17 protein-coding genes and 1 pseudogene are annotated in these 25,090 nt (G+C 44.6%); 8 read left to right on the top strand and 10 right to left on the bottom strand.

From position 1 onward, the window contains the following. The first annotated feature begins 172 nt into the window (after positions 1–172). Together PMG71_RS12395 and PMG71_RS12400 are read left to right on the top strand one after the other, a co-directional pair. The gene (locus PMG71_RS12395; protein ID WP_283754004.1) at positions 173–661 is read left to right on the top strand and encodes a nucleotidyltransferase domain-containing protein; all 489 of its coding nucleotides are present in this window, start codon (positions 173–175) and stop codon (positions 659–661) included. Next, positions 658–1,053, top strand: coding sequence for a HEPN domain-containing protein (locus tag PMG71_RS12400; protein WP_283754005.1), 396 nt, complete (start codon positions 658–660; stop codon positions 1,051–1,053). Before PMG71_RS12395 ends, PMG71_RS12400 begins: the two co-directional genes overlap by 4 nt. 263 nt (positions 1,054–1,316) lie before the next feature. Here PMG71_RS12400 and PMG71_RS12405 read toward each other — a convergent pair whose 3' ends face one another. Beyond that, positions 1,317–1,760 (bottom strand): hypothetical protein, encoded by a 444-nt coding sequence (locus PMG71_RS12405; RefSeq protein ID WP_283754006.1) that lies wholly within the window; start codon positions 1,758–1,760, stop codon positions 1,317–1,319. A gap of 293 nt (positions 1,761–2,053) precedes the next feature. Here PMG71_RS12405 and PMG71_RS23900 point away from each other — a divergent pair. Next, positions 2,054–3,381: pseudogene (locus tag PMG71_RS23900) on the top strand (helix-turn-helix domain-containing protein). A 99-nt stretch (positions 3,382–3,480) separates the two neighbouring features. Here the strand turns inward: PMG71_RS23900 and recG are convergent. Beyond that, entirely contained in the window at positions 3,481–5,928 is a 2,448-nt protein-coding gene (gene recG / locus PMG71_RS12420) for an ATP-dependent DNA helicase RecG (protein ID WP_283754009.1), read from the bottom strand. 331 nt (positions 5,929–6,259) lie between these two features. Continuing rightward, positions 6,260–7,636, bottom strand: coding sequence for a TerD family protein (locus PMG71_RS12425; RefSeq protein ID WP_283754010.1), 1,377 nt, complete (start codon positions 7,634–7,636; stop codon positions 6,260–6,262). Between the two features lie 119 nt (positions 7,637–7,755). Between PMG71_RS12425 and PMG71_RS12430 the strand changes: the two genes are divergently transcribed. From PMG71_RS12430 to PMG71_RS12440, 3 genes are all read left to right on the top strand, one after another. Then, the gene (locus PMG71_RS12430) at positions 7,756–7,923 is read left to right on the top strand and encodes a hypothetical protein (protein WP_283754011.1); all 168 of its coding nucleotides are present in this window, start codon (positions 7,756–7,758) and stop codon (positions 7,921–7,923) included. Between the two features lie 128 nt (positions 7,924–8,051). Further along, on the top strand, positions 8,052–13,490 hold the full coding sequence (locus PMG71_RS12435) for a trifunctional serine/threonine-protein kinase/ATP-binding protein/sensor histidine kinase (RefSeq protein ID WP_283754012.1): 5,439 nt from the start codon (positions 8,052–8,054) through the stop codon (positions 13,488–13,490). A gap of 104 nt (positions 13,491–13,594) precedes the next feature. Further along, positions 13,595–19,057: a trifunctional serine/threonine-protein kinase/ATP-binding protein/sensor histidine kinase gene (locus tag PMG71_RS12440; protein WP_283754013.1), complete on the top strand. Its 5,463-nt coding sequence runs from the start codon at positions 13,595–13,597 to the stop codon at positions 19,055–19,057. A 12-nt stretch (positions 19,058–19,069) separates the two neighbouring features. On the opposite strand, the gene PMG71_RS12445 is transcribed toward PMG71_RS12440, so the two are convergent. The 4 genes from PMG71_RS12445 to PMG71_RS12460 form a co-directional block, all read right to left on the bottom strand. Next, a complete protein-coding gene (locus PMG71_RS12445) occupies positions 19,070–19,594 on the bottom strand; it encodes a Uma2 family endonuclease (RefSeq protein ID WP_347179272.1) in 525 nt (174 codons plus the stop codon). 74 nt (positions 19,595–19,668) lie between these two features. Further along, positions 19,669–19,893 carry a DUF2283 domain-containing protein gene (locus PMG71_RS12450; protein WP_283754015.1) on the bottom strand — a complete coding sequence of 75 codons (225 nt, stop codon included), beginning with the start codon at positions 19,891–19,893 and terminating at the stop codon, positions 19,669–19,671. Beyond that, on the bottom strand, positions 19,878–20,189 hold the full coding sequence (locus PMG71_RS12455) for a hypothetical protein (RefSeq protein ID WP_283754016.1): 312 nt from the start codon (positions 20,187–20,189) through the stop codon (positions 19,878–19,880). The genes PMG71_RS12450 and PMG71_RS12455 overlap by 16 nt, the downstream gene beginning before the upstream one ends. Before the next feature lie 102 nt (positions 20,190–20,291). Beyond that, positions 20,292–20,444, bottom strand: coding sequence for a hypothetical protein (locus PMG71_RS12460; RefSeq protein ID WP_283754017.1), 153 nt, complete (start codon positions 20,442–20,444; stop codon positions 20,292–20,294). A 352-nt stretch (positions 20,445–20,796) separates the two neighbouring features. On the opposite strand from PMG71_RS12460, the gene PMG71_RS12465 reads away from it, so the two are divergent. Together PMG71_RS12465 and PMG71_RS12470 are read left to right on the top strand one after the other, a co-directional pair. After that, the gene (locus PMG71_RS12465; protein ID WP_283754018.1) at positions 20,797–21,510 is read left to right on the top strand and encodes a COP23 domain-containing protein; all 714 of its coding nucleotides are present in this window, start codon (positions 20,797–20,799) and stop codon (positions 21,508–21,510) included. A gap of 48 nt (positions 21,511–21,558) precedes the next feature. Next, positions 21,559–22,866 (top strand): recombinase family protein, encoded by a 1,308-nt coding sequence (locus tag PMG71_RS12470; protein ID WP_347179273.1) that lies wholly within the window; start codon positions 21,559–21,561, stop codon positions 22,864–22,866. 22 nt (positions 22,867–22,888) lie between these two features. Here PMG71_RS12470 and PMG71_RS12475 read toward each other — a convergent pair whose 3' ends face one another. From PMG71_RS12475 to PMG71_RS12485, 3 genes are read right to left on the bottom strand one after another with little or no spacing between them, the layout of a single operon-like run. Then, the gene (locus PMG71_RS12475; RefSeq protein ID WP_283754020.1) at positions 22,889–23,566 is read right to left on the bottom strand and encodes a class I SAM-dependent methyltransferase; all 678 of its coding nucleotides are present in this window, start codon (positions 23,564–23,566) and stop codon (positions 22,889–22,891) included. A 51-nt stretch (positions 23,567–23,617) separates the two neighbouring features. Then, positions 23,618–24,484, bottom strand: coding sequence for a carbohydrate ABC transporter permease (locus PMG71_RS12480; RefSeq protein WP_283754021.1), 867 nt, complete (start codon positions 24,482–24,484; stop codon positions 23,618–23,620). Positions 24,485–24,487: 3 nt separating this feature from the next. Further along, the gene (locus PMG71_RS12485; protein ID WP_283754022.1) at positions 24,488–25,048 is read right to left on the bottom strand and encodes a type III secretion system chaperone family protein; all 561 of its coding nucleotides are present in this window, start codon (positions 25,046–25,048) and stop codon (positions 24,488–24,490) included. Between the last annotated feature and the right edge of the window lie 42 nt (positions 25,049–25,090).

Raw genomic sequence — 25,090 nt, forward strand, 5'->3', positions numbered from 1 at the left:
GCAAGATGCTCCCACTCCAGTCATATCAAAGAATTCGAGGAGAAATACCCTAATTAAAAATCCAGGGAGCAAGATGCTCCCACTCCAGTCATATCAAAGAATTCGAGGAGTGCGGGCATCTTGCCCGCTTCTTAACCAATTTTCATGTCCGCTTGCGGAAACCGGACTTGATATGACTCCTGAAGCTTGGATAATGGCTCAACTTCCTAAACCCCAAGCGAAAGACAAACCTTTATCGGACAAAATAGATGATTTAATTGGGACTATTGAGAGTAGTGCCCAGCCTCATCTTAAGCCTATTTTATACGCTAGATTAATTAAATGGTTGAAATCAAAGATGAAAAAAGAGACTCTTGACACCATCTTAAAAGAAGCCTGTCAAGGACTGAAAGCCTTATATGGCAAGCAAATTGACCAAATCATTCTCTATGGTTCTCAAGCAAGAGGGGATGCAGAACCTGACTCAGATATCGATCTTTTAATCATCCTGAAACAAGACTTCCAATATTCTGAAGAGAGCAACAGAATTAGTCAAACCATTGCCGATTTATGCTTAGAATATAATACGTTGATAAGCTGCGCTTTGGCCAGCAGTCGCCAATTCCAAGAGTATAACAATAGCTTCTTTCGTAACATCCGACGAGAAGGTATACCCCTATGACACCAGAACAGCAAAAATTGCTGGAAAAAGCGAATCGCAGTCTACAAGCTGCCAGAGAATTAAACCGTACAGGTTTTCCGGATTTTGCAGCATCGCGCACTTACTACGCTATGTTTTATATTGCCACAGCATTTTTAGAAGGCGAGGGGTTGTCCTACTCTAAACATTCAGCAGTTATCGCCGCTTTTGGTAGGATATTTGCTCGCACTAATCGCATTCCGGTTGAGCTACATCGCTATCTCATTGATGCAGAAAGAATCCGATTAAGAGCCGATTACAACACCGAACTCGATATTTCAGAAACTGATGTGGAACAACTGGTATCTCAGGGGGAAGAAATGCTGAATTTTGCTTTAGAGAATATCGATTCATTACCCCCATATTCACCATAGCAGTAGTGCTATGACACAGCATTCCCCTGTGCATTACTGAATGAGCCAAAAAAGCTGGCGCTCTGCTGACCGCAGGCTATAGGGCGATCGCCACCCGCACGCAGAAACCAGGTTTCTAGACCGCATGACGAATCAGGAGCTAGGGGTTAAGATAGGATCGAGTGAGTTGAGTACAATTATGTCAAATTATACAATTACTTTATCTGAGAAAACTTACCACTCCCTGCTAGAAGTTGTCGAAAAACAAGGTTTGACTTCCTAAACTATTCCCTAAAAACACCAATTCCGTAATAACAGAAAGAAGTAGAACAGCTATACATATCTACTTTTAAACGGTACCCGCCTGTCCGATTTGGGGAAATCCGAACAATCGGATAGTCATCTCCCAACGTATCGGCCTCCACTGGATTCCCAGCTAGGTTATAAATTTCTAGGTCGAGGTCGTCACAATCCTCATCGCAAACACCAAGAATAGTATAATCCTGTCCTTTTCTCAGATTGAGTGTTATGTCAGTAGAACTGCTGGCATCTACGCTACCGATATAGGGACCGGAAACAAGCTCATATAATCCTACTTCCTCTGCTGTCCCCATGAGTAGAGTGTTTATTTGATCTTCGTAATAGTCAGCGATCGCTACCGTAGGAATAAGAAGCGAGGTACTGACTAACAAGCCAACAGCGACTTTACCTGTATGATTAACTCGCATAGTTGTCACTCCATCTATCTATTGTATTCACTAAGGTATTGGGCAAGAATTTTCTATTTATGCAATTCGTGGTTAGCGCAAGCAATCTTTAGTCCTTAATTCCCCAATATCTTTGAATTATCTCAATTTCTTTTTTTGGTTGCCAACCTCATAAAAATGTAATTTAAGGGGATATTTGTGAAGGAATGAAAAGCTAAAAAATGGGAAAATGTGAGATTTTGTAGCACAATGGCGGAAACTGTGGGATAATGGGGGGTAAAAGTACACAAAACTATAACCTAAATTTAACGGCTATGGAGATTCAGGACGCTGTGCAGTGGACAGATGAGTTTGTTTTTGCGAAAACTGGGAAGCATCTGGACTCGTTGCAACGGGCTATTTTGGAGGGGGTATGGGAACATAAGGGATATAAGGATATTGCCGAGGAATACCACTGTAGCAACGATCATGTGAGAAAGTCGGCATCGGAGTTATGGAAACTGCTGTCGGAGATGTTGGGAGAGGAGGTGAAAAAGAAGAATGTGCGATCGCTCATCGAAAATCAGCTATTCTCTTATCACAATAGTGGCGTACAAATTGGCAGTAACATAAACATCTGTAACGACCTATACAACAATCCAAAAAAAAACGATCGCCCACTCGCACCAACAAAACCCCTCAACCGCGCCACAACCTCAGTCAAGCACCCGAATATCCGAACCTCCACAACCGCACCGAAGAACTCGCTACACTCCAACAATGGATACTTGCAGAAAATAGCCGCATCATTACGTTAACCGGACTCTCTGGAATCGGCAAAACCGCCCTGACGAGACAACTGGTAGAAAAAATAAAAGACCACTTCGAGCTTATTCTGTGGCACAGTCATCGCAAAATTCCCAGCCTCAACGCCCTACAAACCACCCTCCTGGAATTTCTCGCTCCATCTCAAAACCCCACCCTCATCAACTCCTCCAACTCCCTATTAGACACTCTCAGAAATCACCGTTGCTTAATCATTCTCGACGACTTCCAGCACACCTTAACCCCTGGGGAATTCGTCGGCAACTATTGCCCAGAATATGAAAATTATGGTCAGTTTATCCAAGAAATCGGACAATTTCCCCACAACAGTTGCCTCCTTTTGCTCAGTTGGGAACAACCCCTAGAAATAGCTACCTTAGAAACTGAAAATCCCTACTGTAAAACATTCCCTGTACCCGGATTAGGGGATTTAGCCACTGAACTGCTCCAGGAAAGACAACTTAAAGATGAGAAAAAATGGTCAGATCTGATCCAATTTTGTAACGGTAACCCTCTATGGCTGAAAATCATCGCTTCTACGATTGTCGATTTATTTAACGGCAGTGTCGAACAATATCTCGCCTATCCTACCCTATTTTTAGGCGACCTAGAACCGATGATCGAGCAACATTATCAACGTCTCTGTGAATCTGAGAAGATTTTTCTGCGCTGGTTAGCAAACCAAGAGCAACCGGTAGAGATTAGCCAGAAACCTCCAGACCTTTTATCCGACGCAGATTTCTTAAAAGCGATACAATCTTTAAGGAGACGAAACTTACTGGAAAAATTTTCAGTTTTAACTTTGCAACCGATGATTAAAGAATACGTCAAGAATTAATATCAAATCTCAGAATTTGTAAGGTGGGCAGTGTCCACCCTACCTACCATAGTAAGGTGGGCAGTGCCCACCCTACCTAACTATAATTGTTCATTGTTATCACGTCATAATCGTGCCCCCCATCAACTGCTCATAGCGCCGTTGTAGTTCTTGATTAATTAACGGATAATTCCCCAATTCTGGATCTTCCGCAATCAAATTTTCTGCCGCTTCCCGTGCCAACATCAGAATATCTTGATCTTTGACTAAACTAGCCAGAGCAAAATCGGGTAAACCGGATTGACGAGTGCCCAAAACTTCCCCAGGGCCGCGAAATTGTAAGTCCATTTCAGCAATAAAAAAGCCATCTTGAGACTGTTCTAAAACATTTAACCGTTGACGAGCATCGGGACTATTAGAACTGCTTAATAATATACAATAGGACTTATGAGACCCTCGCCCGACTCTTCCCCGCAGTTGGTGCAGTTGGGATAGGCCAAATCGTTCTGCATTCTCAATCAACATGACCGTGGCATTGGGGACATCAACACCGACCTCAATCACTGTAGTCGAGACAATAATTTGAATTTCATTCTCGCGAAATGCGGTTAATACTTTATCTTTATCTGCTGAAGTCATGCGACCATGGAGTAACCCCACTTGAAATTCAGGAAAGATAGTTTCCGAGAGACTTTTATGTTCGGCTATGGCGGCTTTCGCATTCAGTTTATCGGATTCTTCAATGAGGGGAAAAACCACATAAGCTTGCTGCCCTTGGGCAATTTCTCGGCGCATGAGTTCATAAACTTTTTTGCGCTCTTTATGGGTTAAAGCGAGGGTTTCTATGGCTTGTCTTCCGGGGGGCAATTCGTCGATTTGACTGACATCTAAATCTCCATGCATGGTTAATGTTAAGGTTCTGGGAATCGGAGTAGCGGTTAAACTCAAAACATGGGGAGATTCTCCTTTTTGCTGTAATAGTGCCCGTTGTTCTACGCCAAAGCGGTGCTGTTCATCAATGACCACTAAGCCTAAACGATTGAAATTTACTCCTTCTTGAATCAGGGCGTGAGTTCCTACGAGTAAGGGCAATTCTCCGGTTTCTAAATGGGCGTGAATTTCCCGGCGCTTCTTCACTTTTGTGGAACCGGTGAGCAGTTCTACGGGTAAATGGAGACGGTTAAACCAGGTGACTAATTTGCGGTAATGTTGCTCGGCTAAGACTTCCGTAGGAGCCATGAGTGCCGCTTGATATCCGGACTGAATTGCAGCGAGAATTGCCATGACTGCAACAACGGTTTTTCCTGAACCAACATCGCCTTGAACTAAGCGATTCATGGCTGTGGGCGATCGCAAATCGCTTAAAATTTCATTAACCACCCGTTCTTGTGCCCCAGTTAGGGAAAACGGCAACTCTTGATAAAACTGATCGATTAGTTTTCCGGTGGGTATTAAGGGGATAGCTTTTTGATTTTTCTTCTGCTGATGACGACGCTGAAGAAAACCGACTTGTAGATAGAAAAATTCATCGAAAATCAAGCGCCGTCTGGCTTTCTCTAGATTGTCTTGATCGTCAGGAAAATGAATTTGAGTAATTGCCTGAGAGAGTCCCACTAAATTATAGGGCGCTAAAATGGGTTCAGGAACCGGATCGATTAACTGATTTGCTGTCGGTAAAACTCGCCAAATGGCTTTACGAACGGTATCGGCGGTGACTCCTTCTGTTAAGGGATAAATGGGCACAATTTGCCCAACCATTGGAGAATCTACTTCTCCGGAAGACTCTAAAACTTCTAATTCTGGTTTGTCTAAGGTTAGTCCATATTTATTCTTTTTCACCAAACCCGAAGCCGCCACAATCGAGCCAACTGGATAATTGCGTTTCTGGCTTTCTTGCCATCCCCTCTGGGTAAAATAGCCTCCGGCAAAAAAGCGGGAGATTTTTAATTGTCCTGTGGCATCTTTGAGGACAAGTTCTAAGATGGTGAGTTTCTTATTGCGCGGGGAAGAAAAACAGTTAATGCGCTTGACTTCGCCAATAACGGTGACGGTTTCCCCTGGTTCTAAATCGGCGATAGAAACTTGTGAGGCATAATCAGCATGGTTGCGCGGATAATAAAATAGGAGATCGCGAACGGTGTTTAAGTTTAGCTTGGCTAACTGTCGCGCATGATACACCGAAAATTCAGGAAGCTCTTTTAAAAGGCGATCATGCTCCGTCGTCTCTGGCAGTTTTTCGCGCACCGTTGCCGCAGGAGCAGGTTTTGGGGAAGGAATCGCTGGGGGGTTCTGAAAGCGCTTTTGGGAGTCTGAGAGAAACTTGCGCGTGTGAGCAACAAGCTGTTGGCGCTGGGCAAAGGTAAACTGGGGATAGGTTTGGAACTGCTCAGAGAGTTGACTCCACTGGCGCTTTTCCCGTGGCGAAAGGGACGCAGGAGCATTCGCAAAGCTGAGATGGAGGAACTCACTAAACCGATATTGCTTGCCTTGCAGGTCATTAAATCCGCGCTCCTGTTCTACTGTCAAGGCTTTTTGGAGTCTTTGCCAGTCGGGTTCTTGAGTCATCATGCTGAGAGGGCAGATAGGCGAGGGTAGGGCTATTCTCCTTGATGATAGATCATTAGGGTCTAGGGGAGGAGATTTACAATACCTTCGCCAAAACCAAAAATGCCTTGATTCGTAGGTTGGGTTGAGAAACGTGCATGTCGGCGACAGCCGAAAACCGAACAAATACGTTGGGTTTCACTTCGTTCAACCCAACCTACGGGAAAATGGCGAAGGTATTGAAGCAAGAAACCGGGTTTCTAAGTTATTGTGTGCAATGTCCCAGAATCATTTTTAATTTTTAATTTTTAATTGATTCATCTACGGTTGATAAAACCGACCCGATCGCTTATTTTTAAGGGAGTAAACCTCTACTGCGGGCAGTTTTGAGCCAATGGGGGTATTCAGTCATCAGCAGATCGTACAGCTCTTGGTCGGCGATCGCCTCCGGATCTTCTACACTAAAAAAATCCGCATTATCCACATATCTTCCCCCCAAATCATCCAAGTTCTCCAAAAACTCAAACTGACTGCCACCACTCAAAAACCCTAAAATGCCCCCATGCTTGGCTTTAGCATCCTTACTCGATTTCCCAATCGCCATAAATTGCCAGAAAATCGGCTCATAGGAAGACCATTGTAACTGTTGTTCAGACTGGTCTCGATCGAAGGGTTGTCCATCCGTAACAAACATCACATAAACCGGCATATTCGCCTTCAAAGGAGAATGTCGATTGCCTCCCCTTGCATCAGGAAAATAAGCCGTTCTAATCGCTTGTAAAGCAGGAGCATAGTTAGTTCCCCCTGCACCTCCATATTGGTTATAAGCTTGGCCGATAAAATTATGGAAATTGTCCACCGTCATCTCACCCCGATTCTGAGCATTTCCCGCAAACAGGAAAATTTTAATTGCTCCATCATCATCAAACCGACAACCGAGAGCTAATATCTTTTCTGCTAACCGTTGAATCTTCCCTGAGCTATACAGAGAATACATAGAACCCGACACATCCAAACACAAAGCAACTTGGGCTTGATGGTCAGTTAAATTAGCTTTTTGCAAAGAAATATCCGCTTTTTTCACTAAATCGAATAATGCGGGAGCCTCCTGTTCTAATTTCTTCTCTAACTCAACCGCTTTTGGTCTGCGGGTAGGAGCCGGAGGAGGGGGAGGTGAAGTCGCTCCTTCCTGATGATATTGGTTTAAAAAGCCTTGTAAGCCAGAATTATAGCCTTGACCCAGGGCATGAAACCGCCATTGTCCATCTTTTTGATAGATACGACCAAATTCGAGAGCCGTTTCTGAGGTAAAAGCTTCAGTTAATTGATAACGGGCTAATTCTTCCTGGGTTTGGGGATTGGAGATAGCCATAAATGCTTGCTCAACCTGGCCAAAACTTTGCTTTTTCTCCACTGCTTCATGAATCGTGACCACAAACACCAATTCGGTAATCACCGAGCTAATCTTGCTCAAATCTAACATGAATTTCTGTCGGTCTTCCCCAGAATTTTCGATTCGTTGCAGGGCGCGATCGCCAGATTGGGGATTATTATAAAAGATGAAGTATTCTTCGGCCGGAATTAAACCATTCGCCCCTAACATAAACACGGAGCCATCGATATCATATCCCGGCTCTGTGGCTCTCCAACCCACCTCAATCTGGAGATGTTGAACTTGGGGATAGATTTGGGACAGATTCAACCGTGCGCCTTTGGTTAATTCGGTAATCATAGAGATGAAACCCTTGTTACTAAAGGTTAATTATAAGGTAACCTAGGGGCGATCGCGATTTGTACCTTAGGCTAATATAATAGCTAAAATCCCAAGTTACCCGAAGATCCACAAAGTTAATGTCAATAAAATTGCTCAGTTATCAAATTCAGGAAAAAATCTATCAAGGAGAGCGAACCCTAATTTATAGAGGCATTCGGCGTTCTGACTCCCTGAGAGTAGCGATCGATTTTCTCCGTAATAAAGATCCAGATTTTAACGAATTACTACATTTTTATGATCGGTAACAGAGAAAAGTGCTGTAAGTGAAACCGATCGTCCCTCACCATAGCATCACAGAAAACATGCGATCGCTATTTGTCCCCCACCTGAATATAATAGCGACGATACAACCACAGTAAAAAATCTTAGAACCATGACTCCAAACCTACCCGGATATCAAATTGGCAACCCCATCTACACAGGAGAGCGAACCCTAGTTTATCAAGCGATTCGCTCCTCGGACTCCCTAAAAGTCGTTATCAAATTCATCCGTAACTCATATCCGACCTTTAGTGAATTAGTACAGTTTCGCAATCAGTATGCTATTACTAAAAACCTGAAAACTGGTATTGTCCAGCCCTTAAGCCTAGAGCGCTATGGTAATGGTTATGCCTTAGTCATGGAAGACTTGGGGGCTATTTCTCTAGATAAAATAATCGCAGAACATCAGTCATTAGACTTAGAAAATTGTTTACAGATCGCCATTAAACTGGCGGATATCTTACAGGAAATAGATCGAAACCGCATCATCCACAAAGATATTAAACCGGCCAACATCCTGATTTGCCCAAAAACAAAAGAAGTTAAACTCATCGACTTCAGCATTGCCACCCTGCTCCCCCGCGAAGCCCAAGAAATCAAAAATTTTAACATCTTAGAAGGAACCCTCGCCTACATTTCCCCCGAACAAACCGGCCGCATGAATCGAGGAATTGACTATCGCAGCGACTTCTATGGATTGGGAGTAACCTTATACCAACTGCTCGCGGGAGTCCTACCCTTCGTCAGCGATGACCCCATGGAGTTAGTACATTGTCATATTTCGCAACAACCAAGAAACCCAGTTTCTCAAAGAAACCGGGTTTCTGAAATCCCGCCCGTGGTTGCCGATATAGTGATGAAACTGATGGCTAAAAATGCAGAAGACCGCTATCAGAGTGCATCTGGGTTAAAATATGACCTAGAAAAATGCCTAAATCAATGGCAAAAAACTGGCAAAATAGACAACTTTGAGTTAGCAACCAGGGACATTACCGGACGCTTCCTCATCCCCGAAAAACTCTACGGAAGAGAGCAAGAGGTCGCCCAATTATTAGCAGCATTCGATCGCATAGCATCGCCCCCAGACCCCCCGAATAAAGCAGGAGCTGGAAAAGCAGAAATGATGCTGATCGCTGGATTCTCCGGCATTGGCAAAACTGCCGTCATCAACGAAGTTCACAAGCCCATTGTGCGGCAGCGCGGCTATTTTATCAAAGGAAAATTTGACCAATTTAACCGCAATATTCCCTTTAGTGCTTTCGTCCAAGCCTTCCGCAATCTCATGGAGCAATTACTTTCGGAATCAGACGAAAACCTAGCCCAATGGCAGGAGAAGATTCTGGCAGCCTTGGGGTCAAATGGGCAAGTGATTATTGACGTGATTCCTGAGTTAGAGCGACTCATTGGCAAACAGCCTGTTGTTTCCGAGCTGTCTGGTGATGCGGCACAAAATCGCTTTAACCGATTATTTCAACAATTTATTCAGGTTTTTACCACAAAAGATCATCCTTTAGTCATTTTTGTTGACGACTTGCAATGGGCAGATTCCGCATCCCTGAAGTTGATGGAACTGCTCATGGGTGAGAGCGAAATGGGTTATCTGCTGTTGCTCGGAGCTTATCGGGATAACGAAGTCTCTCCCATCCACCCCTTGATGTTGACTTTAAGTGAAATTAGCACTTCGGGAGCAACGATGAATACTATAACTCTCGCGCCTTTAAGGGAAGCCGATCTGAATGGCTTGGTAGCAGACACTCTTAGCTGTAACCAAGAATTGGCTCGGCCTTTAACGGAATTAATCTATCAAAAGACTCAGGGCAATCCCTTTTTTGCTACCCAGTTTCTTAAGGGATTACATGAGGATAGTTTTATTCTCTTTAACTACGAGTTAGGCCATTGGAGCTGCGATATGATGAGGGTTCGGCAGTTGGTACTGACAGATGATGTAGTAGAGTTTATGGCAATTCGGCTGTATAGACTACCGAAATTCACCCAGGAAGTTTTAAGGTTAGCCGCTTGCATTGGTAACCAATTTGATTTAGAAACCTTGGCTATTGTCAGTGAATTGTCTCAGATGGAGGTGGCAACTTCTTTGTGGAAGGCGCTACAAGAGGGGTTAGTTTTACCTATGAATGAGGTTTATAAGTTCTATCAATCTGAAGACAATGGAGAAGGCTTATCGAGTGTTGAAAGTCAGTCAGCGAGTTATAAATTCTTGCACGATAGAGTCCAACAAGCTGCTTATTCTTTAATTGCAAAGGGAGAAGAAAAAGTCACTCATTTAAAGATTGGACGATTATTGTTAGAAAAAACACCCAATGAGCAACAAGAAGAGAAACTTTTTGATATCGTCAATCATTTAAACTGTGCCATTGAGCTGATCGGTCAGAGCGAGCGTAATGCTCTGGTTTGGTTGAATTTAAGAGCCAGTCAAAAAGCCAAAGCTTCAACTGCCTATGAAGCAGCCAGTGATTACTTGGAAATCGCTATGGATTTGCTGCCTGAAAACTCCTGGGAAGTCGAGTATGATCTGACCCTAAAGGTGTATGAGTTAAGGGCAGAAATTGAGGACTTAAAAGGGGAATTTAGAGATTCACAAAAGTATATACAAGAAATTCTCGATCGGGCAAAAACAGATCTGGAAAGAGCCAGGATTCATAAACTCCTGATTGTGCAATATGCGGCAATGGCTGAATTTGAAGCATCGATTCAGGCGGGGATTACAGGATTACAACTTTTGGGGATTGATTTCCCGACAGAGAATCTATCTGAAGCAATTGTGCCAGAAAATGATTTAGCCGCAGAAACCTTGGGAAAACGGGATATTAGCGAACTCGCTCAACTTGAAGAAATTGAGAATCCCCAGATTGCGGTGGCCATCAGTTTATTACTCCGTATGCAACCGGTGGGATATTTCTACAATTTGGATGTTTGGGCGTTGACGATTGTGAAATGCGCTCGTTTGCTGATGAAATATGGCAATACGGTTGAAGCCTCTCCTGCCTATGAGCAGTATGGTTTATATGTGAATCTTCATTCAGGGCAATTTCGCACGGGATATGAGTTTGGTCGTCTTGGGGTTGACTTGAGTGAAAGATATTTGGATAAGAGTAATCAGAGTATGACTTACTGTGTCTTTGGGCTGTGCTTGAGTCCTTGGCTCAAACCGGCACAAATCAGCAAAGACCTCTCGTTAAAAGGTTACCATTCAGGGCTGGAATATGGGAATTTACAATGGGCTGGTTATAATCTTGCCTATCGTTTGTTTATGCTCATTTTTGCTGGAGAGAATATACAAGAGACTTTGAAGGCGGTTGAAGTCTGCCTAGCTTTTGGTGAAAAAAGACAGGATCGAATCGTAATTGATATGGCAGTATCTTGTCAGAAATTGCTGTCCCAACTCGATGCTGTAGAATTTACGGAAACAGAAACAGAAGCGGAGCAGCAGGAGGAATCAGATTTTATCGCAACCCTCACCTCGGTTCCCCAGTACCTGATTCTGAAATCCCAGATCCTTTACTTGCAAAATCAACCTCAAAAGGCTCTAGAGTCTGCGATCGAGGCAAACCATGTAATTGGATCGATCCAGGGCAATATTTCGGTAGCAGAACATAACTTTTACTATTCTTTGAGTTTGCTTGCTTTGCATCAACCGAGTTCAACAGGGGTGAACTCATCCGATTGGCAACAGGCGATCGCCAATCAAGAACAGATGAAACTCTGGGCAGACAATTGCCCGGAAAACTTCCTGCATCGCTATCTGATGGTTGCGGCGGAAATGGCCAGGGTTTCAGGTCAGACTCTCGAAGCCATAGAACTCTACGATCGCGCAATTTCTGAAGCGAAAAGCAATGGGTATATCCAAAACGAAGCCCTCGCCAACGAACTGGCGGCTAAATTTTACCTGAATTGGGGTAAAGAAAAAGTGGCCGCAGGCTATATGCAAGAAGCTTATTACGGCTATGCTCGCTGGGGGGCAAGAGCTAAGAGCAACCAGCTCGAAACCTTATATCCCCAACTGCTGATGCCGATTCTGCAACAGTCAAGAAACCGAGCGTCTGATGCCACTTTGACGCGAACGGCGGGTTCGAGTACCAGCACAACCGGCTTCATGCTTGATTGGGCAACAGCGATGAAAGCGGCTCAGTCCCTATCGAGCGAAATTCACCTGGACAAATTGGTGTTGGCTTTGATGAAAGCAGCTTTGGAAAATGCGGGAGCCGATCGCGCAATTTTACTTTTACAGCACTCAGAAGGCTTGCAGGTGGCAGCCCGATGCTCATGGGGAGAAGAGTGCGATTTGCGTTTGAACTCTGCATCAGACGATCGCCCCCTGCCAACGAGCGTCATTAATCAGGTCAAGCGCCGCCAAGAAGCAATTATTGTCAACGACTTTTCTGAAGACATGCAGTTTGCAGGAGATTCTTATCTGCTGGAAGGGCAACCTAAAAGCTTCTTGTGTAGCCCCATTCTCAATCAAGGCAAGCTGATTGGTATTCTCTTTTTGGAAAACCATCTGGCTACGGGAGTGTTTACGGGCGATCGCCTGGAACTGCTGGAATTCCTCAGTAGCCAAGCGGCGATTTCCCTAGAAAATGCCCGACTGTATCATCGCCTGGAAGAGTATAGCCATACCCTGGAGTCGCAAGTAGAGAGCAGAACCCAAGAACTCAACGAGCAAAACCAGCAGTTGCAAATCACTCTAGAGAAATTGCAAAGGACTCAACTCCAGTTAATTCAGAGCGAAAAAATGTCTAGCTTGGGGCAAATGGTGGCGGGAGTTGCCCATGAAATTAATAATCCCATCAATTTTATCGCGGGCAATATTATCTACTCTCGCGAATATTTCCAAACTTTGATCGAGCTGCTCGAACTCTACGACCAGGAATTCCCGGACAAGAGTGAGACTCTTCAAGACAAGCTAGAGGAGAGCGAGTTAGATTTTTTGAAGTCAGATATGGAAAAAATCCTGTCTTCTATGCAGACTGGGAGCAATCGCATTCGCAAGATTGTCCTAGGCTTACGCAATTTCTCCCGTTTGGATGAGTCGGAGATGAAACGAGTCGATATCCATGAAGGATTGGATAATACTCTCATGATTTTGCAGCATCGCCTCGACCCTGCCAAGAGTCAAGGGGAAATTCAAGTAATTAAAAAGTACGGAAAGCTGCCGGAGGTGAATTGCTACGCCAGTTTGCTCAATCAAGTCTTTCTGAATATCATTGCCAATGCGATCGATGCTTTAGAAGCCTTGAATGTTGAGGTGGGACGGACTAGAGGAGAGATTTGCATCAGCACCGAGATGGTGAACTCGCAAAGCATCAAAATTCGGATTGCTGACAATGGGCCGGGAATGAGCGAAACCATTCGACAGCGCATATTTGACCCATTTTTCACCACCAAACCCGTCGGTCAGGGAACGGGACTGGGGTTATCCACCAGTTACCAGATCGTCACCGAGCAGCATGGGGGAGAGTTGTACTGTGTTTCCCAGTTGGGAAAAGGAGCGGAGTTTGTGATTGAAATTCCCATTGAGTTAACTGAAAACTAGATATAGCAAACCTAAATGAGTTATGTAATGGGTGCGATCGCTTCTGGGTAACTGAATTTCATATAAAGACTATAATCTAAATTTAGCCAAAAGCACATAGACACATGGTCTCGAACTTACCTGGTTATCAAATTAGTGAAAGCCTATATGCAGGAGAGAGAACCCTCGTATATCGGGGACTTCGCTCTTCTGACTCCCTCGCCGTCGCAATCAAAGTTCTCCGCAATGAATACCCCAGCTTTAGCGAACTGGTGCAGTTTCGCAACCAGTATGCCATCGCTAAAAACTTGAACCCCAGCAGCATTGTTAAACCCTTAAGCCTAGAGCGCTATGGCAATGGCTATGCCTTGGTGATGGAAGACTGGGGCGCTACCTCTCTAGACAAAGTTTTAGCAGAAAATGGCTCCTTAGATTTAGAAAGCTGTTTGAAAATCGCCATTCAACTGGCTGACATATTACAGGAACTCGATCGACAAAGAGTCATCCACAAAGATATTAAACCGGCCAATATCCTCATTCAGCCGGAAACCCAACAAGTGAAACTGATTGATTTCAGTATTGCCTCCTTACTGCCTCGCGAAGCGCAAGAAATTAAAAATTTCAATATTCTAGAAGGAACCCTAGCCTACATTTCCCCCGAACAAACCGGCAGAATGAATCGAGGCATAGACTACCGCAGCGACTTCTATTCCCTAGGCGTAACTTTATACGAAATGCTCACAGGAGTCTTACCCTTTACCAGCGACGACCCCATGGAGTTGGTACATTGTCATATTTCCCAACAGCCAAGAAACCCGGTTTCTCAAATCCCACCCGTGGTTGCCGATATCATCATGAAACTGATGGCCAAAAATGCGGAAGACCGCTATCAGAGTGCCTTGGGCTTAAAATTCGATCTAGAAAAGTGTCTCAAGCAATGGCAAGAAAGCGGCAAAATAGAAGCCTTTGAGTTAGCCACACGAGATATTGCCGGGCGCTTTCTGATTCCCGAAAAACTCTACGGCAGAGAAACAGAAGTGCAAGCATTACTTGATGCCTTTGAGCGAGTAGCAGGCTCTTCCCCCAGTGCCGACTCCCCAGTGCCGACTCCTCAGTGTGAAATGATGTTGGTAGCTGGATTTTCTGGCATTGGCAAAACTGCCGTAATCAACGAAGTCCACAAGCCCATCGTCAAACAACGGGGCTATTTTATCAAAGGCAAATTCGACCAATTCCAGCGCAATATTCCCTTTAGCGCCTTCGTAAGTGCCTTCCGGGATTTGATGCAGCAGTTATTAGGAGAATCAGACGCTCAGTTAAACCAGTGGCAGGAGAAGATTCTCGCGGCTTTGGGCGAAAATGGGCAAGTGATTATTGATGTAATTCCCGAATTGGAGTCAATGATTGGCCCACAGCCCCCCGTTCTGGAACTCTCTGGCAGTGCGGCGCAAAATCGCTTCAATCTATTGTTTCAGAAATTTATTCAGGTTTTTACCACCCCTGAGCATCCCTTAGTCATTTTCGTCGATGACCTTCAGTGGGCAGACTCGGCATCTTTGAACTTGATGCAACTGCTCATGGGTGAGAGCGAAAGGGGTTATCTATTATTGCTAGGAGCTTATCGGGATAATGAAGTCAATCCCGTCCACCCGTTAATGCTAACTCTTGATGAAATTGCTCATTCGGGAGGGAATCTGAATACGATAACCCTTGCGCCTTTAAGCCAAACCGATGTTAATTGCTTAGTGGCAGATACCCTAAGCTGTAGTCAAGATGTGGCTCAATCTTTAACGGAATTAGTCTATCAAAAAACCAAGGGAAATCCTTTCTTTGCTACCCAATTTCTCAAGGGATTGCACGAGGATGAGTTGATTGTCTTTAACCGCGATTTGGGCTATTGGCTCTGCGATATGACGCAGGTACGGCAGTTGGCACTGACCGATGATGTGGTCGAGTTCATGGCCACGAGGCTCTACAAGCTACCAGTAGAAACCAGGGACATTTTGAAGTTAGCCGCTTGTATTGGCAACCAATTTGACTTAGAGACTTTGGCTATTGTTAGCGAACGGGAGCAGATGGAGGTGGCAACTTCCTTGTGGAGGGCGCTACAAGAGGGGTTGGTGTTGCCCCTAGGCGAGACCTATAAGTTTTTCCAAGGGAGCGAGGGAGAGGAAAAAGTACGGACAGAAGAAATATCAGTTGGCTATAAATTTTTACACGATCGCGTCCAACAAGCGGCCTATTCCCTGATTCCCGAAGCCGAGAAACAGAAAACTCACTTAAAAATTGGGCAATTATTGTTTTCTAATACCACAGAGGAAGAACGGGAAGAGCATCTTTTTGCTATAGTGAATCAGCTAAATTACGGAGCAGAATTGCTCCTTGGGTTCAAGGAGCGGGAAAACCTGGCTCGGTTGAATTTAACCGCAGGCATGAAAGCCAAAAGTGCCACAGCCTATAGTTCAGCAGTCAATTATTTTACTCTAGGTCAAAACCTACTGTCGGCGAACTGTTGGCAGAATCAATACGACCTCACTTTAGCCTTGTTTGAGTCCGCAGCAGAAGCGGCCTATCTCAATGGCGAGTTTGAGAGAATGGAGGGATTGATTGAGGAGGTATTGCGTGAGGGGAGATCGCTATTAGACCAAATCAATGTTTACGAAGTCAAACTCCAAGCCTATACCATCCAACAGAAATTTACAGAGGCGATCGAAACTGCCTTTAACATTTTAAAGGTATTCGACATCAGTTTTCCTGAATCGCCAACCGATGCAGATATTCAACAATCTTTTGCTGAGACCAAATCCCTATGGATGGGTCTCGAAATTCAAGATTTAATCAATTTGCCCGAACTGAAATATCCAGAAAAAAAAGCGGTTTTACGCATTCTCAATAGCATTGTTTCGCCAGCCTATATTGCTCTGCCCCAATTTTTATCCCTGATTGTCTGCGAGCAGGTTAAACTCTTAATTAAAAATGGCAACGAGCCAAATGCAGCTTTTGCTTATGGGACTTACGCCCTACTTCTTTGTGTGATAGTTGGAGACATTGAATCGGGCTATCAGTTTGGTCAATTGGCTTCCAACCTGTTGGCTAAATTTAATGCTAAAGAAATTACGGCCAAGGTCGTTCTCTGTACTGATGGAGATGTTAAACATTGGAAACAACCGGCCAGAGAAACAATCAAACCGTTACTCTCCGCCTATCAAATCGGTTTAGAAGCAGGTGACGTTATTTTCGCCACCTATTGTGCATTTTACGGATTTTGTAATTCCTATTTCTCTGGCACAAACTTGATAGAACTTGAACAGGAACTGGGCAGGTACAGTCAGGCATTTCGGGAACTAAAACAGGATACAGTTTTGTCGTGGAACCAACTTCATAGGCAAGGAATTTTAAACCTAATCCGACCCAACAGTAATCCAGGGTGCTTAGTGGGGGAAGCTTACAATGAGTATACCAATCTAGCGGTTCATTACTCGGTGAATGATCGCCTCGCGCTCCATATCCTCCATAGCCACAAACTGATCTTAAATTATTGGTTTGGACAAACCCATCCAGCCTTAGAGAATGCCGCGATCGCAGAAACCTATCTAGATGGAGTCACCGGCATGTTTGTGATTCCAGCATTTTATTTCTACGATTCTTTGGCTCGATTATCAGCCTTAAATGATGCCAATAGTGCTGACCGAGAAACGCACCTGGCAAAAGTGGATGCCAATCAGAACAAAATGGTTCATTGGGCCAGTCATGCCCCAATGAACCATTTGCACAAATTTCATTTGGTAGAGGCAGAAAAATGCCGGATTTTAGGCGAAAAAGGGAAAGCAAGTGAACTCTACGATCTCGCGATTTCTGGAGCGAAAGCAAACGGCTACATTCAAGAAGAGGGACTGGCTCATGAATTGGCGGCGAAGTTCTATCTAGAATGGGGTTTGGACTGTCCCCAACCGAACGGCAAAGAAAAAATAGCTGCCCTGTATATGAGTGATGCTTATTATTGCTATGCCCGTTGGGGAGCAGGAGCCAAAACAGAAGATTTGGAAAAACGTTATCCTCAACTGCTCTCTCGCATTATACAAGAATCATCCTTCCAGCTTCTTAGGGATCAAACCCTCACCTCCACGGTAACCCAAATGGTGAGTACCAGTAGCGCCACAACCCGCTCTATCCTGGATTGGGGAACCGCTATTAAAGCAGCTCAATCTCTATCAAGTGAAATGCGCCTAGAGAAGCTCGTTTCTAGTTTAATTAAAGCAGCCATGGAAAATGCGGGAGCCGATCGCGCCATTCTGCTTTTAAACCAAGAAGGTACTTGGCAAGTGGCTGGCCAATATGCACTTGAGATGGGTGAGTTGCAAGAGTTGTCACCAGAGCAGTATCGATTTCCCAGCAGCGTCATTCATAAGGTGAAACGCAGCCAAAAGATTATTATGGTTAACGATGTTGCTGGTAATACTGAATTTGCGGGCGATCCCTATCTGCTGGAAGGGCAACCCCTGAGTTTTCTATGTACCCCAATTCTTAATCAAGGCAACCTGATTGGTATCCTCTATCTGGAAAATCGTCTCGCGGTGGAAGTGTTCACCACAGATCGGATTGACCTGCTGAATTTGCTCTGTTCCCAAGCGGCGATTTCCCTGGAAAATGCCCGTCTGTATGAACAATCTCAACAGTATGCTCAACAGCTCGAAGGAATGGTGCAGGAACTTCAGCAGACACAGCAACAATTACAGCAATCTTTTGATGAACTCAAACAAGCGCAATTGCAACTGGTGCAAGGTGAGAAAATGTCGGCTTTGGGTAACTTGGTGGCGGGAGTTGCCCACGAAATTAACAATCCCGTGGGATTTATTGCGGGCAACCTAGAACCGGTGCGAGAATACTTGGAGGATTTGTTTGGATTGATTGACCTGTATCAGGAAGAATATCCAGAGCCAAGGGAAGCCATTGAAGAAGAAATTGAAGCGATAGACTTGGAGTTTCTCAGGGAGGATCTGCCACAATTAATTTCCTCCATGCGGGAAGGAACCGATCGCATCCGCCATATCAGTAATTCTTTACGCACCTTTTCCCGTGCGGATAAAGACTATAAAGTACCGTTTCATCTGCACCAAGGACTCGACAGTACCTTGCTGATTCTCAAACATCGCCTGAAAGCGAACGAAGAGCGGCCGGAGATCGCAATTGTCAAAGACTATGGAGACTTGCCAGAAGTGGAATGTTTTCCAGGACAGCTCAATCAAGTATTTATGAATTTGATTGCCAATGCGATCGATGCTTTAGAATCGACCAATGAGGGACGCAGTTTTGAGGAGATTGTGGCTAATCCTAATCAGATTACGATTAAAACTTCAGCTATGGCTGAGAAAGTAGCGATCTACATTGCTGATAATGGTACAGGGATGTTAGAAGAGGTGAAAGAACGCATCTTTGAGCAAGGTTTTACGACTAAAGCTGTGGGTAAGGGGACAGGGTTAGGGATGGCGATCGCCTATCAAATTATTGTCGAAAAACATGGCGGTACAATTGTCTGTAATTCTGAATTGGGCAAAGGCACGGAGTTTGTAATTCACCTGCCTGTATAACTTATTCTCTCCTTAGAACGAGAGTTTTTGGAATAGGTGAGCCACAGGTAAGCTAAATCCAGGAATTACTTCTTCACCCTCTAAAGCGTCAACAGATTTGAGCAGGCGATCGGGTTCTTGGGCAGAGCGATAAACTAAGACATAGTGTTCGCTCGGATGAATCATCCAGGCTAGGCGAGTACCATTGTCAAAATATTCCACCAGTTTGTCATGCATTTCTTCAACGGTATTCCCAGGAGATAGGACTTCAACAACTAGATCGGGCGCACCCTCCAAAAATCCAGAGGGAAGTTCAGTTATCCCTTGCAAACGCTCTTTAGCAAAGAAGGAAATATCGGGAGAGCGCCTATTCCCATTTTTCATTTTGAAGGCAGTGCTGGAATCAAACAAAGCTCCTAGTTTTTGGGACTTGACTACTGCAAAAAGAGCGGAGCTTAGAATAGCACCAATATTGCCATGTAATGCGCCTGAATTTCCCCTGTCGATCAATTCTCCATTCACAATTTCATAGCGGTGTCCGTCCTTGGGCAGTGCCATGAATTCCTCATCTGTCCAAGTTTTTTTTTCTGTTATTACTTCAGTTGCAGTAAGCACCAGTGAACTCCTTACAATTATGATTGTGTATCACGACAATGTTGAAACTCAGCCATTAATGGTTTTGACTGAGCAAGCTGACTAACCGCCAAAATAGAGAAGCCGAGAAGGTTGCCTTCTAAATCAACTCGTTCTAGGATGGCATCGTTTTCAGTTTCCCGCATATAACCGGGAGTATCTGAGAAAATGACTTCTAGAAAATCAGCTTCCGGGTCGAACCAAACCTTTACTCGCTCTGCCATAGGTCTTCTCCTTTTTTCGGTTTATCAGTGAAATATGCAGTTACAACAAATGCGTCATCAGGAAGATACTTGACCACCACACAAAGCCATTTATCTCCAATGGCCGTTTGGGTGTAAAATGGATAAAACAGTTCTGCACTTTCATCACTGCGAGATTGACGCACTAATTGTGGATACTTCAAAGTATGGGCAATTCGTGCTTCCATCCCGACCATTTCAGGGTGAGTCAATATATGCACTAACCTTTCTTGAGTCAAACGAACTTCTCTGTTCTGATAGTCGAGAAGAATAGACATTAAACTACACCTCTATGGTGATCGAGATATCGCAGCTTTAGGTGGGCTGCTAAGTCATCAGAAAATTGGGTAGAAACCCCGTCCTTCTAGGACGGCTTTACGTTATAATAAGGGAGAAGCCACATTGACCTTAAAGGCGGGTGAAACTCCAGTGGTGGGACACTCAGTTAAAAGACGGCTAACCGAAATGGTTAGCTTGGTGGAAACACTCTGAACACAGCCCCCACAAGCAAAGACTTTGAGTGAGTGAAGCACAATAGTTACAAGTAGCCTGAATGGTGGCAACACCGGACAGAGTAGCGGCAATTGACACCGCCTATCGCACAACACCGGTATTCGACTAAAAACGGTATTGGGAGTTGTGGTTCGAGCAATTTCCAATGGTGGATATCTCCTTTTAAAGAATCCTCGTACCTTTAGGTCGAGGAGTGTCAAAGAAAGTCACGAAGGCACAAATGACTACCCTTGATTATAACCGCTACTTCCCATTAGGTCAGGACAGAGAATTTGCTATTATCCTGCCCAGATGAAACAATGACCAGGAACTTAAGGCCGATCGCCTCTCGTCATGACTGAGTTAAGTTGTTATTCAAATACGCTTCAAATTATGAAACCTTATCTGAGCTTACTTTTAAGTTTTACGGTAGTAGCCTTGACTTCTCCGAGTCTGGCGCAAACTTGGCCCCGTGATTTTCCTGTGGATACTCGACCGGCTCCCTCGGAACCCTCTCCTAGTGTTCCTACTGAGGGTATTCCGGTGGAAACCAAACCCCGGTTTACTTGCGAAACTGAGCAGGGAATGCCAACGGTAATGTATCATCCCAGCAGTCAACCGAGTCAAGCCTATGCTTGGGCTACTCCCATCGAATTGGGAGGGGGATGGACACCGGAGCGTCGCTGTGCAGAAATTAGTAGACGACTGGAGTTTTATCGGGCGGATGGCTTGCTGGAATTGCAAACGGGTTTTGAGAATGGCTATGATACGGTTTGTGTCACGACCCGTGCAGATTATCGCTGTCGCATTGTGCTGACGGTTCCTCCTGGACAAAACCCGGAGTTAATCCGCGATCGCGTGTTTCAGAATTTGGCGATCGCCGATAGCGGCCAAAGCACTCTCCCCGTTACCACCCTAACCGAAGGACGCAACGCCCGCAACTGGTTAGATCTGCTCGGCCAAGTCACCAACCGGGATCTTTCTGGACTCGGCCGCATTCCCAACCCCCAACCCCAAACTCCCCAACCCCGCACCCTATCCAACGGTATCGATCTCCGGCCCTTCCTCGATCCAGCCGATGGGGGAACTGGGCAACATCTGCGTTAATATCAATTAAAAATTAAAAATTAAAAATTAAAAATGGGTAAGCGCTCTATGAAAATTCTCGCCTATGTTTGGTGTGACCCCATCCTCGAATCTCCCCCCGATCCAACCATTTGGGGATGGGAAGTCGATCGCATCTACCAAGATTTAGGGGACAGAGAGCAACTCAACACCCTCTTTCAAGACCTGGAAAAGGAGGAAGAAACCGAGGAGCTTTATCTCCTGATTCGGCGACTTGAAGAACTCGGTGATACCCTAGAAACCATGGCCCATGCGCTCCTGCGCTTAGAGTCGCGGAAGGTGAAAGTGATTGCGCTTCAAGGGGAAGACGGGAATAGAGGCGATCGCACCCCAACCCTCCAACTCTTTAATCACCTTCAAACCTATTATCGCAGTCTTCGCATTCGCCAAGGCCATGCTCAAAACCGTCTGCAAGCCAAACCCCCACCCGGAAAAGCACCCTATGGCTATAAACGCAGCAAAAATAGCTATATTCTAGACCGCAGCTATGCCCCCGTTGTTAAAGACTTCTTCGAGCATTTTCTCCTCTATGGATCGGTTCGGGCTGCTGTTCGTTATCTCAATCAAAAATATCGCAAAAAAATTTCAGTTTCCACCGGAAAAAGATGGCTCACTAATCCCGTTTATCGTGGAGATACCGCCTTTAAAAACGGCGAAATCCTCTCCAATACCCATCCCCCCATTCTCTCACGAGAAGAAGCCGCCCAAATCGATCGCCTCCTGCGTCGCAATCGTCGCCTTCCCCCCCGCTCTGCCAGCGCTCCGCGATCGCTCGCAGGCTTAGTCTCCTGTCAAAACTGCCAATCCGGGATGAAAATCACCCGCGTCACCCGTCATCGTCAACCCGGCGAATACCTCTATCTGCGCCCCATCCACTGTCCCCGCGAACCCCAATGCAAAAGCCTGCGCTACCAACAAGTTTTAGACGCAACTATTAACAGAATTTGTCAAGATTTACAGCAAGCCATCTCTCAACTCACCCTACCCGATCTCGATCAAATCAAAGCACAACTTCAGCAAAAAATCAAGCAAAATAAACAGATCTTAAACCAACTTCCCGAACTCATCCAAACCGGAATTTTAGACACCAAAACCGCCGATCTTCGCGCCTACCAACTCCGTACCGAACTCTCCCAACTGCAAGCCAATTTAGCCCAACTTCCACCCGTTAATTTAACCTCAGTTGCCCAAGCCGTATCTATCCCCCAATTTTGGCTCGATCTCTCCGAATCAGAACGGCGCTTTTACTTGCGCGAATTTATCCAGCAAATTCAAATTATCCGCTCTTTTGAAACTGCTCCCCCCAACTGGTCAGTCAAATTAGTCTTTATCTTCTAATTCCGACTCTAAACCTCTTGACCTAACCTTCAGAATGACTATCCCAACTGAGTACCTGAATTCCATTCCAAAACGTGGGATATCCATTCCCCGGAGTCAGGAATTCTAGCAATAACTTGCATTCGGGATTCAGGGTAATGAAATCTAAATTCGCTTGCTGCACTTCTTTTTCATTGGCATCATCTACAATCAGAATAGCTTGAGAAGCTAGGAACGGACGAACCAGGAATAAACCCATCAATTGAGAGCGATAGTCATGCGCTCCATCATAAAGATAAACACCAATTTTATTTTCGGTTTCGACTTCTTTGAGATCGACAAAAAATTGTTCAAAATCTTGACAGCAGAAACAAACCTGACTGTCTAAACCAAACTTTTCTAAATTCTCTTCTAGTGCTTTTTGATTTTTACCATCTGGATCGAATTGAGAAAAATCATCAACTGCATAAGCCATTCGCTCTGGAGCATCTAGAAGCGCACCAATGAGAGTTACTCCTTGATAACTACCAATTTCACAGTAAATTTCATCCGGTTCCATACAATATACAGCAAAATTGAGCAATTGCATGACATTAGTCGTTGTCATACCGCGCAGATCCTGTCCAGCTTCATAAAATCGGTCAGATTTGGGATGGATATAGTCGGTTCCCCAATTTTCATAGAGGGAGGGGAGTTGCTCTAGGAACTGATGATAATCCATAGGTAGAATCTAGGTCAATTAGGTATAGTATACAGAATAGCAAAAATCAGTTTACGATCGCATTTTTGTTAACCTTAAATTTACAATCGACAATCCCATGATCGCTAAAAAAAGAACTAAACCAATCGTACAAGCATAACTCATTTCTAGCCTCTGAAATGCCTGCTCATAAACATAATAAACCAAAGTCTTCGAGCTGTTTCTCGGCCCTCCCTGGGTCATGATGTACACTTCTTCAAACACTTTAGTGGCGGAAATTGCTGAAATCACGGCCACTAAAAATAAATAGGGTTTCATCAAGGGTAGGGTAATATCCCAATGCTTAATCAGACCATCGGAACCATCAATGGCTGCTGCTTCGTAGAGTTCTTTAGGAATACTTTGCAGTCCGGCTAAATAGATGACCATATAATAGCCCAATCCTTTCCAAATAGTGACCACCATGACGCTATAAATCGCCCATTGGGGACTGGTTAACCAGGGAATGGTGGGTAGATGTAAATAGCTTAAAGTTTGGTTGAATAAGCCATTTTCAGCATAGAGCCATCGCCAGGCAATTCCGGCAACGACCATGGAAATAATTACGGGGGTGTAGAAAGCGGCTCTAAAACCACTGATTCCTTTAATTTTTCGATTGACTAAAATGGCTAATCCTAGGGGAAGAATGACCAGTAAAGGCACAACACAGAAGAGATAAAGCAGGGTATTGCTGAGGGTTTGCCAAAACAGGCGATCGCTCCCTAATCGCTGGAAATTTTTTAACCCCATCCATTGAGTTTGCTGGCTGATTAAATCATAGTTAAATAAACTGAGGTAAATGGCTTGCAAAGCGGGCCAAAATACAGTTAAGCTTAAAATGAATAGGGCAGGAAGCAAGAACAAATAGGGAGTTAAAACCCTCCAGCGCATTGCATTCATCTGTTATACCTCTGGCCAGAGTCGCTCTAGTTGCCGTTTCCAAGCGGCTAAAACTTGCTCCCGTTCTTGGGCATTTTGCGATAACTCGCCCATCATTCCTTCTTCATAAAATCGATGTAGGGTTTGTAGAGTTCCTTCTAGGGTTTGTCCTTGGGCTTTTGAGACTTCCACAATCATCCGCAACTGTCGGTCTAATTTGGCTTGGAAATAAGGGGTTAATCCTTCTTCTTGCAAGCGATTTAAGCGGCCAATCATTTCCGCAAAGGTTTCTTGTTTTAAATCTTCTAGCTGGTGGCGATAAGTTATCCAGATCACTCCTTCACTGATCGAGTAGCGAGTTTCTTGGGTAAATTCAAAATTAGCCTCTAATAGGTCTTCAAAAAAGGGTTTGGCTTCTTGAACGGGGGCTATAGGTGCTAACGCCATCACCCAAGATTCATCGTCGGAGAGCAGTACCAATAATCGTAAATTCCCCCGATCGATTTTCCAAGAACCTCGACTGACTTCAGAGATCTGGTCTGAAAATAATTCATCTAACACTTCATTAATATCTTCAGGAGTCATAAGTGTAAATTTGTTCTACAATTAATATAATGCTCAAAATTC

This window comes from Roseofilum acuticapitatum BLCC-M154 (genome assembly GCF_030068475.1).
Taxonomy (GTDB): Bacteria; Cyanobacteriota; Cyanobacteriia; order Cyanobacteriales; family Desertifilaceae; genus Roseofilum; species Roseofilum acuticapitatum.